The organism is Dactylosporangium salmoneum (assembly GCF_039532525.1).
Taxonomy (GTDB): Bacteria; Actinomycetota; Actinomycetes; order Mycobacteriales; family Micromonosporaceae; genus Dactylosporangium; species Dactylosporangium salmoneum.
Genome location: NZ_BAAARV010000005.1, coordinates 409,223 through 421,227, shown reverse-complemented (window position 1 = coordinate 421,227; position 12,005 = coordinate 409,223). Strand labels below are relative to the sequence as shown.

General features: G+C 73.6%; 10 protein-coding genes. 5 read left to right on the top strand and 5 right to left on the bottom strand.

The genetic code is table 11. The annotated features are described in order from the left end of the window. Window positions 1-75: 75 nt before the first annotated feature. The 5 genes from ABD352_RS04745 to dnaK all read right to left on the bottom strand — a co-directional run bounded on the left by ABD352_RS04745 (window position 76) and on the right by dnaK (window position 5,849). Window positions 76-1,284 carry an ATP-binding protein gene (locus ABD352_RS04745; protein ID WP_344610938.1) on the bottom strand — a complete coding sequence of 403 codons (1,209 nt, stop codon included), beginning with the start codon at window positions 1,282-1,284 and terminating at the stop codon, window positions 76-78. 352 nt (window positions 1,285-1,636) lie between these two features. After that, complete coding sequence (locus ABD352_RS04740; protein WP_344610937.1) at window positions 1,637-2,089, bottom strand: heat shock protein transcriptional repressor HspR; 453 nt, start codon at window positions 2,087-2,089, stop codon at window positions 1,637-1,639. Continuing rightward, window positions 2,079-3,305: a molecular chaperone DnaJ gene (dnaJ, locus tag ABD352_RS04735; protein WP_344610936.1), complete on the bottom strand. Its 1,227-nt coding sequence runs from the start codon at window positions 3,303-3,305 to the stop codon at window positions 2,079-2,081. The genes ABD352_RS04740 and dnaJ overlap by 11 nt, the downstream gene beginning before the upstream one ends. A gap of 25 nt (window positions 3,306-3,330) precedes the next feature. Continuing rightward, window positions 3,331-3,993, bottom strand: a complete 663-nt coding sequence (grpE, locus tag ABD352_RS04730; RefSeq protein WP_344610935.1) for a nucleotide exchange factor GrpE — start codon at window positions 3,991-3,993, stop codon at window positions 3,331-3,333. Beyond that, on the bottom strand, window positions 3,990-5,849 hold the full coding sequence (gene dnaK, locus ABD352_RS04725; RefSeq protein ID WP_344610934.1) for a molecular chaperone DnaK: 1,860 nt from the start codon (window positions 5,847-5,849) through the stop codon (window positions 3,990-3,992). Before dnaK ends, grpE begins: the two co-directional genes overlap by 4 nt. A 226-nt stretch (window positions 5,850-6,075) precedes the next feature. On the opposite strand from dnaK, the gene ABD352_RS04720 reads away from it, so the two are divergent. The 5 genes from ABD352_RS04720 to moaA all read left to right on the top strand — a co-directional run bounded on the left by ABD352_RS04720 (window position 6,076) and on the right by moaA (window position 12,004). Next, window positions 6,076-7,884 carry an ABC transporter gene (locus ABD352_RS04720; RefSeq protein WP_425553457.1) on the top strand — a complete coding sequence of 603 codons (1,809 nt, stop codon included), beginning with the start codon at window positions 6,076-6,078 and terminating at the stop codon, window positions 7,882-7,884. Beyond that, complete coding sequence (locus ABD352_RS04715; protein ID WP_344610932.1) at window positions 7,881-9,545, top strand: GTPase; 1,665 nt, start codon at window positions 7,881-7,883, stop codon at window positions 9,543-9,545. Before ABD352_RS04720 ends, ABD352_RS04715 begins: the two co-directional genes overlap by 4 nt. An 82-nt stretch (window positions 9,546-9,627) precedes the next feature. Next, a complete protein-coding gene (locus tag ABD352_RS04710) occupies window positions 9,628-10,071 on the top strand; it encodes a hypothetical protein (RefSeq protein WP_344610931.1) in 444 nt (147 codons plus the stop codon). Further along, complete coding sequence (locus ABD352_RS04705) at window positions 10,071-10,931, top strand: fructosamine kinase family protein (RefSeq protein WP_344610930.1); 861 nt, start codon at window positions 10,071-10,073, stop codon at window positions 10,929-10,931. The genes ABD352_RS04710 and ABD352_RS04705 overlap by 1 nt, the downstream gene beginning before the upstream one ends. Before the next feature lie 32 nt (window positions 10,932-10,963). Further along, entirely contained in the window at window positions 10,964-12,004 is a 1,041-nt protein-coding gene (moaA, locus tag ABD352_RS04700) for a GTP 3',8-cyclase MoaA (protein WP_344610929.1), read from the top strand. The last annotated feature ends 1 nt before the right edge of the window (window position 12,005 follow it).

The window sequence follows — 12,005 nt, the reverse complement described above, 5'->3', positions numbered from 1 at the left end:
CTGGCGGGTGGTGGGGGACGGGGCGGCGGTGCGGGCTCGACGCCGTTGCGCGCCCGGTTCGCTGCCGGTGGGGCGCTACTCGGCGGGCTGGGTGCGCAGGTAGCGGGCGAAGTGGGGGACGGTGAAGGCGACCGTGCCCCGCTCGCCCGAGTAGATGAGCCCCTTCTTGATGAGCGCGTCGCGGGCCGGGGACAGGCTGGCCGGGCGGCGGCCCAGGGCGCGGGCGATCTCCGAGGTGGCGACCGCCTCCGACACGTCCACGGCGGGGAGCATGGCGGCCATCGTGCGCATGTACTCGCGCTCGGCCGGGGTGGCCCGCTCGTAGCGCGAGCCGAAGAAACCCACCGCCAGCTCCGCCTCGGCCTCCGGGGAGGCGACCCGCACGTCGGCGGCGGTGATCGGGGAGCGCGGGGCGTGGTCCCAGGTGGCCTTGCCGTAGGCCTGCACGAAGTACGGGTACCCGCCCGACGCCTCGTAGAGGGCGTCGAGGGCCTTGGGCTCGTACTCGACCTCCTCGCGCTCGGCCGGCGCGGTGAGCGCGAGGTCGGCCGCGATCCGGTCGAGGCGGTCGATGCGCTGGTAGCGGAAGAGCCGCTCGGAGTACGACTTCGAGGCCGACAGCAGCGCGGGCACGTGCGGCAGGCCGGCGCCGACCACGATCAGCGGGGCGCCGGTCTGGGACAGCTCGTGGCAGGCGGCGCAGAGGGCGGAGATGTCGTCGGCCGCGAGGTCCTGCAGCTCGTCGATGAAGAGCGCGACGCCCGTGCCCACGTCCGCGGCCACGCTGGCGGCGTCGGTGAAGAGCTCGACCAGGTCGATCTCGATGTCGCCGGAGTCGGCCCGGCCGGTCGCGGCGGGCACGTCGATGCCGGGCTGCCACCGGTCGCGCAGCTTCGACGGGGGCTTGCGCGGGTCCTCGCGCAGCGCGAAGGCCTTCAGCACGCCCAGGAACTCGTCGATGCGGTCGGGGGCGCGGTGGTGCGGGGCCAGCTCGCGGATGGCCATGTGCAGGGCGGCCGAGACCGGGCGGCGCAGCGACTGGTCGGGCCGGGCCTCGATCTTGCCGGTGCCCCACAGGCGCGAGATGGCCTCGGAGCGCAGGGTGTTGAGCAGCACCGTCTTGCCCACGCCGCGCAGGCCGGTGAGCATCAGCGAGCGCTCGGGCCGGCCCCGGGCGACCCGCTCCAGCACCACGTCGAAGGCGTGCAGCTCGCGGTCCCGCCCGGCGAGCTCGGGCGGGCGCTGACCGGCGCCGGGCGCGTAGGGATTCCGAACCGGGTCCACGAATCGCACAGTATCGGGCTTTCTAGCGTGCAGGCTAGAACCGCGTAGAGGAACCTCTACGGCGTGTCGTCGTGGAATATCTACGGCTTTCTAGGGTGCACGCAAGAAAGCCTTATAAGGCACCATCGAAGACTACCGAACAGGCGTTCGATGGCGGGCTCGAACTAATGTACTACACCCCCGGGATCGGCCGTGGCAAGGGGGCCCCAAAAACATCTGAGGGGCGCCCCGTCGCCGGAGCGCCCCTCAGATGTGACCACACCCTTTGCGTGCATCCCGGTCAGCCTCCGGAACGCACCGCACCATTCCCGTCAATCGGGTTGCCCATCTCCGCGCGGGGCCAAACGTGGACCTACGTGTTCTTCGACGGGCGCCACACGACCAGGGCCGTCTGGTGCTGGCTCAGGGGTACGACGTCGCGGCGCGGGAAGCCCTGGGACTCGATGTGGGCCAGCCGCGTGCGCGTGCGGACCAGCTCGTCCTCGAGCTCCGCGACCCGCTGGCGCAGGTCGCTGACCATGCCTTCGAGCTCGATGATCCGCTTGATGCCGGCGAGGTTGACGCCCTCCTCCTGGCTCAGCCGCTGGACCTCACGCAGCAGTGCGACGTCGCGCTCGCTGTAGCGGCGCCCGCCGCCGGAGGTCCGGCCGGGCTGCACCAGGCCCATGCGGTCGTACTGCCGCAGGGTCTGCGGGTGCATCCCGGCCAGCCGGGCCGCGATGGAGATGATCAGCACCTTGGCGTCGGAGACCGCCTCGAAGCTGAGGAAGATCTCGTGCTCGTGCGCGCCATCGTCAATGTTCATAGCTGCTGCGCTCCCGTGCGATCGCGTCGAGCCGCTCGCGTGGAGCCGGCGGCGCCGCGGCCGCATAGTCGGACAGAGCCTTCCGGGCCGCCTCGGACAGCTCGGCCGGCACGTGAACGTCGACGGTGACCAGCAGGTCGCCGACATTGCCGTCGCGCCGGGCGACGCCCTTGCCGCGCACCCGCAGCGTCCGCCCGCTCGGCGTGCCCGGGGGCACCCGCAGCGTCACGGCCGCGTCGAGGGTCGGTACGCGCAGGTCGGCACCGAGGGCCGCCTCCGCGAACGTCACCGGCACCGTCAGCGTCAGGTCGTCACCGCTGCGGCCGAAGACCGGGTCGGGCCGGACCTTGATGAGCACGAACAGGTCGCCGGGCGACCCGCCCCGAGCGCCCGGCTCGCCCCGGCCGGCCAGCCGGATGCGCTGGCCGTCGGAGACGCCGGCGGGGATCCGCACGTTGATCGTGCGGGTCTTGGTGACCCCGCCGGTGCCGTAGCACTCCGGGCACTTCTCGTCGACGATCGTGCCCACGCCCTGGCACTCGCGGCAGGGCTCGGTGAAGCTGAACGAGCCCTGGTTGCTGCTCACCACGCCCAGGCCGCGGCACTTGGGGCAGGTCCGCGGGGACGAGCCCGGGGCGGCGCCGTTGCCGTGGCAGGTCTCGCAGGTGCCCGGCGTGCGCAGGGTGATCGGCAGTGTCGCCCCTTGCACCGCGTCGACGAAGTTGAGCACGACCTCGGTCTCGACGTCGCGCCCGCGGCTGCGGCGCCCGGCCGTCGCCGTGCCGCCGCCCCCGCCGCCCGAGAAGATCGAGCTGAAGAGGTCCGAGAAGCCGGCCCCGCCGAAGCGGCGGTCGCCGCCGGCGGACGGGCCGGGCCCGCCCGCCCCGGCGTTGTTGCCGAACAGATCGGTGAAGTCGAACCCCGGCCCGCCCGCGCCCGCCGGGCCGCCGGCCCGGGCGTTACGGCGGAACTGGCCGGCGCCGAACAGCGACCGCATCTCGTCGTACTCTTTGCGCCGCGCCGGGTCGGAGAGCACGTCATACGCCTCCGACACCGCCTTGAACTGCTCCTCGGCCGCCGCGTTGTTGGGGTTGCGGTCGGGGTGCAGCTCGCGCGCGAGCTTCCGGTACGCCTTCTTGATCTCGTCGGTGGGAGCGGATTTGGTGACGCCCAGAACCGCGTAGAAATCCTTTTCCAACCAGTCCTTCGAACTCATTGCGCCACCTCCTCCAGGCGTTCGTCTACTCCGGGTCGGCTACCGCGACCAGCGCCGGTCGCAGTAGCCGTTCGCCGAGAAGGTAGCCGCGGCGCATCACGTCGATGCAGGTGGGCTCGGTCACCTCGGCCGAGGTCAGGTGGGCCACCGCCTCGTGGCGGGTCGGGTCGAACGGGTCGCCCTTGGCCCCGAAAACGGTCAGCCCGAACTTGGTCAGCGCCGTGGTGAGCTGGTCCGCCACCGCCCCGAACGGCCCGACCAGGTCGCCGTGGTCACGGGCCCGGTCGAGGTCGTCGAGGATGGGCAGCAGCGCGCCCAGCACGTTGGCGCTGGCCTGCTCGACCACCAACGCCCGGTCGCGGTCGACCCGCTTGCGGTAGTTGGCGTACTCCGCGGAGACCCGCTGCACGTCACGCGTGCGCTCGTCGAGCTCGGTGCGCAGGGCCGCCAGCTCCGCGCCCAGCCCGTGCTGGTGCGCGTCGTCGGTCGTGCCCTGCGCCGCCGCCTGGTTCGGTGCTTCGGTGGGCGGGGCGTGGACCGTGAACTCCTCGTCCACGATCTCGCCCTCCACCGGCTTCTCCTCTTCTGCTTCCGGCTCCGGAGGGGCCTCGGCCGTCACGGTCTCCTCGACCGCGTCGGCCTCGGCTGCGGGCGCCTCCGGCGCGGCCGGCTCCTGAGCATCCGTCACTTCTTGTTGTCCTCGTCGATGATCTCGGCGTCGACGACGTCGTCCGGGCCGTTGCCGGCCTGGGCGCCGGTGCTGCCCGCGCCGCCGGTGGCGCCGCTCGCGTCGCCGGCAGACTGCTGCCGCTGCTGCTCGTAGAGCGCGCTGCCGGCCTGCTGGGAGACCTGGGCGAGCTTCTCGTGCGCCGCCTTGATCCGCTCGGTGTCGTTGCCGCCGAGCGCGCTGCGCAGGTCGCCCAGCGCCTCGTTCATCTGCTCGCGGGCGTCGGCCGGGATCTTGTCACCGCTCTCGGCCAGGAACTTCTCGGTCTGCCACTGCAGGGCCTCGGCCAGGTTGCGGGTCTCGGCCTCCTCGCGGCGGCGCTTGTCCTCGTCGGCGTGGTCCTGCGCGTCGCGCATCATCCGCTCGATGTCGTCCTTCGGCAGCGCCGAGCCGCCGGTGATCGTCATCGACTGCTCCTTGCCCGTGCCCAGGTCCTTCGCGGACACGTGCACGATGCCGTTGGCGTCGATGTCGAAGGTGACCTCGATCTGCGGCACGCCACGCGGCGCCGGCGCGATGCCGGTCAGCTCGAAGGTGCCGAGCCGCTTGTTGTACGCCGCCATCTCCCGCTCGCCCTGGAAGACCTGGATGAGCACGGAGGGCTGGTTGTCGTCCGCGGTGGTGTAGACCTCGGAGCGCTTGGTCGGGATGGTCGTGTTGCGCTCGACCAGCTTGTGCATGATGCCGCCCTTGGTCTCGATGCCCAGCGACAGCGGGGTGACATCGAGCAGCAGGACGTCCTTGACCTCGCCCTTGAGCACGCCGGCCTGCAGGGCGGCGCCGACGGCGACGACCTCGTCCGGGTTGACGCCCTTGTTGGGCTCCTTGCCGGTGAGCTGCTTGACCAGGTCGGTCACGGCCGGCATACGGGTCGAGCCGCCGACCAGGATGACGTGGTCGAGCTTGGACACGTTGATGCCGGCGTCCTTGATCGCCTGCTCGAACGGCACCTTGGTGCGGTCCAGCAGGTCCTGCGTCATCCGCTGGAACTCCGAGCGCGACAGCTGGGTGTCCAGGTGCAGCGGGCCGTCGGGGCCGGCGGTGATGTAGGGCAGGTTGATCGAGGTCGTGGTGGCCGCGGACAGCTCGATCTTGGCCTTCTCGGCCGCCTCGCGCAGGCGCTGCATCGCCATCTTGTCGGCCGACAGGTCGATGCCGTGCTGGCCGCGGAAGGTCTTGACCAGGTGGTCGATGACGCGCTCGTCCCAGTCGTCGCCACCGAGGTGGTTGTCGCCGGAGGTCGACTTGACCTCCACGACGCCCTCGGCGAGCTCCAGGACGGACACGTCGAAGGTGCCGCCGCCGAGGTCGAAGACCAGGACGGTCTGCTCCTTGGAGCCCTTGTCCAGGCCGTACGCGAGCGCGGCGGCGGTGGGCTCGTTGACGATGCGCAGGACGTTGAACCCGGCGATCTCGCCGGCCTCCTTGGTGGCGGTGCGCTGCGCGTCGTTGAAGTATGCCGGCACGGTGATGACCGCGTCGGTGATCTGCTCGCCGAGGTAGGCTTCGGCGTCGCGCTTGAGCTTCATGAGCACCCGCGCGGAGATCTCCTGCGGGGTGTACTTCTTGCCGTCGATGTCGATGGCCCAGTTGGTGCCCATCTCACGCTTGACGGAGCGGATGGTCCGGTCCGGGTTGGTGACGGCCTGCCGCTTGGCGACCTCACCGACGAGGACCTCGCCGTTGCGGGCGAAGGCGACGATCGAGGGCGTCGTGCGCGCACCTTCGGCGTTGGCGATGACGCTGGGCTCGCCGCCCTCCAGGACACTGACCACCGAGTTGGTGGTTCCGAGGTCGATGCCGACCGCACGTGCCATAGCTGCTAGACCTCCATGCGGCAGTCGGCGCGGTCCGCCGGCTGCGAAGTTGAGTGACTGTCACTCAATAGTGCCACGAGACTCACGATCGTCAAGTGGAACCTTGAGCCTGACAGACGCAACCTTCGGAGGGCCCGGGTGATTCCCGGGTTGGTTTGCGCTCGGTGGTATCGATGGTCACGCGCATTGCGTAGCGCTGACGAGCCGCATCGGGCACGCTTTACCCGTGACCACTCAGGGCGAGTCGGCGTCCGTCCGGTCGACGGCCGTGACCCCTTCGGCGGATGGGCCGTCCACCGATCGTCCACCACGCCCGCGCCCCGCGGATGAGCAGAAGGAGCCTCTCTCGGAGGCCCTCGTCCGCCTCCGCGACAGCGTGAAGGCGACCCGGTTCACGCTCCCGCTGCCCAGCGCCGAGCGGGCCGCCACCGTCGCCGCCGGCATGGTCGGCCAGCTCGACGACTACCTGCTGCCGCGGCTGGAACGGCTCGACGCCCCGCTGCTCGTGGTCGTCGGCGGCTCCACCGGCGCCGGCAAGTCCACCCTGGTCAACAGCCTGATCCGCACTCCGGTCAGCCCGGCCGGGGTGCTGCGCCCGACGACCCGCGCCCCTGTCCTGGTCTGCCATCCGGCCGACATGTCGTGGTTCTCCCGGGCCAACCTGCTGCCCACGCTGACCCGCACGTCCGGCCCGAGCAGCGACCCGCGCTCGCTGCAGGTCGTCTCCGCCCCGGCGCTGAGCCCGGGCCTGGCCCTGCTCGACGCGCCCGACATCGACTCCGTGGTCGACGCCAACCGGCAGCTGGCCGGGCAGCTGCTGGCCGCGGCCGACCTCTGGCTGTTCGTCACCACCGCCGCCCGGTACGCCGACGCCGTGCCCTGGGGCATGCTGCGCACCGCCCGCAACCGCGGGACCGCCGTCGCGCTCGTGCTCGACCGGGTGCCCGGCGACGGGGCGGCCGACGAGATCGGGCCGCACCTCACCCAGATGCTGCGCGACCACGACCTCGGCGGGGTGCCCCTGTTCGTCCTGCCGGAGACCCGCCTCGACAGCCAGGGGCTGCTCGCCGAGGCGCAGATCGGCCCGCTGCAGGGCTGGCTGGGCCGGCTGGCCCGCGATGCCGAGGCCCGGGCCGCCGTGGTGCGCCAGACCGTCGGCGGCGCCATCGACGCGCTCACCGTCGACGTGGTCATCCTGGCCGCCGCGGCCGAGGACCAGGTCGCGGCGGCCGGGGCGCTCGCCGAGGCGGTGCACTCGTCCTACCGGGCGGCGACCGAGTCGGTCGACCACGGCATCCACGACGGCGCGCTGCTGCGCGGCGAGGTGCTGGCCCGCTGGCAGGAGCTGGTCGGCACCGGCGACATCATGCGCGCCCTGCAGGCCCGGGTCGGCAAGCTGCGCGACCGGGCGGTGGCCGCCATCACCGGCCGGCCCGCCCCGGGCGAGCAGTTCCAGGAGGCGCTCGGCTCCGGGCTCGGGATGCTGCTCGAGGGGGCGGCCACCGACGCCGCCGAGCGGGCCGGCAGCGCCTGGCGGTCCCACCCGGCCGGGGCCGCCCTGCTGGAGGCCGCGCCCGAGCTGGTCCGCCCGTCGTCCGACCTCGCCGCCCGCATCGACCGGCTCATCCGCGACTGGCAGCGCTCGGTGCTCGACCTGGTCCGCCGGGAGGCCGGCGACAAGCGGGTGATCGCCAAGGCCAGCGCCTACGCGGTCAACGCGACCGGCCTGCTGGTCATGATCAGCGTCTTCGCGACCACCGCCTTCATCCCGACCGGGGCCGAGGTGGTGGTGGCCGGCGGCACCACGCTCGCGGCGCAGAAGGTCCTCGAGGCGATCTTCGGCGACCAGGCGGTGCGCTCGCTGGCCGACCGGGCCCGCCGCGAGCTCGAGGAGCGCGTCGCCGGTCTGTTCGACGAGGAGGCCGGCCGCTTCCGCAGCGCGCTGGAGGGGGCCGGCGTCGACGAGGAACTGTCGCCCCGCCTGCGGGCGCTGAGTGTCACCATCCATCACGCGCGGTCCGAGGTTGACGAATGAGCCTGGTCGACAAGATCAAGCAGCAGGTTGTACCGCGTCAGGCCACGCCGGTCGACGTGGACGACCTCGTCACGCGGGTCGAGGGGCTCCAGCGGTTCGTGCGGGCCGCCGAGGGGCACGTGCCCGAGGACCGGCTGGTCGCCGCGCGCACGGTGATCGACCGGTCCGGTGAGCGCCTCGCCCTCTCCCGCGCGCACACGGTGGTGGCCCTGGCCGGGGCCACCGGCAGCGGCAAGTCCAGCCTGTTCAACGCCATCTCCGGCTTCCAGCTGTCCCGGGTCGGGGTGCGCCGCCCCACCACCGGCGTCGCGCACGCCTGCGTCTGGGGCCAGGCCGGGGCCACCCCGCTGCTGGACTGGCTCGGCGTGCCGCCCAACCGGCGCTTCACCCGGGAGAGCGCGCTGGACGGCAACGACGAGGCCGCCCTGCGCGGCCTGGTCCTGCTCGACCTGCCCGACTTCGACTCGGTCGAGGAGCGCCACCGGCTCGAGGTCGACCGGATGCTGCGCCTGGTGGACCTCGTGGTGTGGGTGCTCGACCCGCAGAAGTACGCCGACCGCGTGGTGCACCAGCAGTACCTCGCCCACTTCCAGCGCCATCGCGACGTGACCGCGGTCGTGCTCAACCAGGCCGACCGGCTCGTCCGGGCCGACACCGAGCGGCTCGTGGCCGACCTGCGCCGGCTGCTCGACGCCGACGGCCTGACCGGCGTGCCCGCGTTCGCCACCTCGGCCAAGGGCCAGCCCGGGCAGGGCCAGCTGCGCGCCGCGCTGGAGCGCGCGGTGGCCACCCGGCAGGCCGCACTGCTGCGGCTCGGCGGCGACGTCACCGACGCGGTGGCCGGCCTGCAGCCACTGGTGTCCTCGCCCGCCAAGGTTCCCGCCGCGGTACCGCAGGCAGCGGTCGACCGCCTCGCCGGGGCCCTCGGCGACGCGGCGGGCGCCCCGATCGTGGCCGCGGCGACCGAGCGCACCTACCGGCACCGCGCCACCGGCACGCTCGGCTGGCCGCTGCTGCGCTGGGGCCGCCGGCTGCGCCCGGACCCGCTGCGCCGCCTGCACCTGGAGTCCGGCCCGACCGAGCGCCCCGCGGCCAGCTCCCTGCCGGAGTCCACGGCCGCGCAGAAGGCGGCCGTCGGGCTCGCGTCCCGCGACGTGGCCGCGGTGGCCGCCGAGGGGCTGCCCGAGCCGTGGCCGGCCGCGATCGCCGCCGCGTCGCGCTCGCGGGTCGACGACGTGCCCGACGCGCTCGACGTGGCCGTGGCCTCGGCCGACCTGGGGGTGGACCGCCGGCCGCTGTGGTGGCGGATGGTCGGCGCGCTGCAGTGGCTCGGCGCCGCGACCGCGCTGGCCGGGCTGCTCTGGCTGGCCGTGCGGGCGGTCTTCGCGCTGCTCGGCCTGCCCAGCGTGGAGGGGCCGACGGTCGGCGCCGGTGTCCCGCTGGCCACCGTGCTGCTCGGCGGCGGCCTGCTCTTCGGGCTCCTGCTGGCCATCGTGGTGCGCCCCTTCGTCGCCATCGGCGCCCGCCGCGCCCGGGCCCGGGCCGAGCGCCGGCTGCGCGCGTCGATCGCCTCGGTGGCCGCCACGCACATCGTCGAACCGGTGCACGACGTCCTGCGCTCGTACGACGAGGCCTGTGCCGCCCTTGCCGCCGCGGCGTGACGTGTCGGGACAGCACGACGCGGTCCGTGCCGCCATGCCGCCCGAGGGAGGGGGACAGCGCCGCGCTCGTACGATGACGCCCGTGCTGCGCTCACTGCTGCCGCCGCCCGGGGTCGTCCGGGCCGTCCGCCGGGGCGGCTTCGCCCTGCTCGGCCTGCTCAACCTGGCCTGGGGCGGGTGGGCCGTCGCCGCGCCGCGGCACTTCTTCGCCACCTTCCCCGGCGGCGGGCTGCACTGGACGGCGGCCTATCCGCCGTACAACCAACATCTGATCGTCGATCTGGGCGCCACCATGCTGACGCTGGCCGTGCTGTTCCTCGGCGCCGCCGTGGCCGACCGGCCGGCCGTGAGCTGGCTGACCGGGCTGGCCACCGCGGTCTTCGGGACGCTGCACTTCGGGTTCCACGCCCTGCACGGCGGGCAGATGGGCACCGCCGACCGGGTGCTGAGCCTGTTGAGCCTCGTCGGTGGGGCACTCCTGCCACCCGCCCTCGCGGCCACCCACCACCTGGAAGAGTCTGGCTGATGGACCTGCAGTACCTCAGGGAGCACCCGGCCCAGCTCCCGACGTTCATCCAGCACCAGCGCATCCGCGAGACTCCGGTGCCGGGCGGGTCGATCTGCGCCGCCCAGCGGCTCACCCTCGACGACGGCACCTCGGTCTTCGCCAAGTCCCTGGCCGACGCGCCGCCGGGGTTCTTCGCCACCGAGGCGGCCGGCCTGCGGTGGCTGCGCGAGGCCGGCGCGGTCGCGGTGCCGGAGATCATCGCCGAGACCCCGGGCCTGCTCGCCCTGGAGTGGATCGACCACGGTGAGGCGACCCCGCAGGGCGCCGAGGAGCTCGGGCGCGGCCTGGCCGAGCTGCACCGCGCGGGGGCCGACGCGTTCGGGGCGCCCTGGCCGGGGTACATCGGCAGGCTCCCGATGCCCAACGAGCCCTCGGCGCTGCCGTGGGGCCCCTGGTTCGCCCAGTGCCGGCTGCGGCCGTTCCTGGAGGCGTCGGTCGACGTGCTCGCGCCCGACGACATCGCGGGCGTCGAGCACATCATGGCCGGGATCGCCGCATACGGCGGTGACGAGGCGCCCGCCCGCATCCACGGCGACCTGTGGCCGGGCAACGTGCTGTGGGACCGCCGCGGCCGGGCCTGGCTGGTCGACCCCGCCGCGCACGGCGGGCACCGGGAGACCGACGTCGCGCTGCTCGGCCTGTGGGGCGGGGTGCCGCACCACGACCGGGTGCTGGCCGCCTATCAGGAGGCGTGGCCGCTCGCCGACGGCTGGCAGGAGCGGCTGGGGCTGCACCGCCTGTACCTCATGCTGGTCCACACGGCGCTGTTCGGCGCGGCCTACCGCGAGTCGGTAAGGGCCCTTCTGCGCACGCTGTAGTGACGCCCGGGTATTCGGGTACCGTTCGAACCATGACCCGTTCGGAGCCGCACGAGCCGCCAGGGGCCGGACTTGCCGACCGGCACGGCCGCGTGGCGACGGACCTGCGGGTCTCCCTCACCGACCGGTGCAACCTGCGCTGCACGTACTGCATGCCCGCCGAGGGCCTCGACTGGCTGCCCAACCCGTCGCTGCTCACCGACGCCGAGGTCGTGCGCCTGATCGACCTCGCCGTGCACCGCCTCGGCGTCACCGAGGTCCGCTTCACCGGCGGCGAGCCGCTGCTGCGCCGCGGGCTGGTCGACATTGTCCGCGCCGTGGCCGCGCTGCCCGGCCGTCCCCGCACGATGCTCACCACCAACGGCATCGGCCTGGCCCGGCTGGCCGCCCCGCTGGCCGCCGCCGGCCTGGACCGGGTGAACGTCTCGCTGGACACCACCGACCCGGCCCGGTTCCGCGAGCTCACCCGCCGGGACCGCCACGCCGACGTGGTCGCGGGCCTCACCGCCGCGGCCGAGGCGGGCCTGCTGCCGGTCAAGATGAACGCGGTACTGCTGCGGGGCCTCAACGACGACGAGCCCGTCGAGCTGCTGCGCTTCGCCCTCGAGCGGGGCTACGAGCTGCGCTTCATCGAGCAGATGCCGCTGGACGCCGGGCACACCTGGCGGCGCGAGGAGATGGTCACCGGCGCCGAGATCCTGGCCCGGCTGCGCGCCGCGTTCGTCCTGCACCCCGACCCGCAGGCCCGCGGCGGCGCCCCCGCCGAGACCTGGGTCGTCGACGGGTATACCGCGGTCGGCGGCGGCCCGGCCCGGGTCGGCGTCATCGCCAGCGTGTCCAGCCCCTTCTGCGGCGCCTGCGACCGCACCCGGCTCACCGCCGACGGGGCGGTGCGCTCGTGCCTGTTCGCCCAGGAGGAGACCGACCTGCGCGGGGCCCTGCGCGCCGGGGCGACGGACGAGGAGATCGCCGACCTGTGGCGCAAGGCGATGTGGGCGAAGCCGGCCGGGCACGGCATCGACGACCCCAGGTTCCTGCAGCCCGCCCGCCCGATGTCCGCGATCGGAGGCTGAA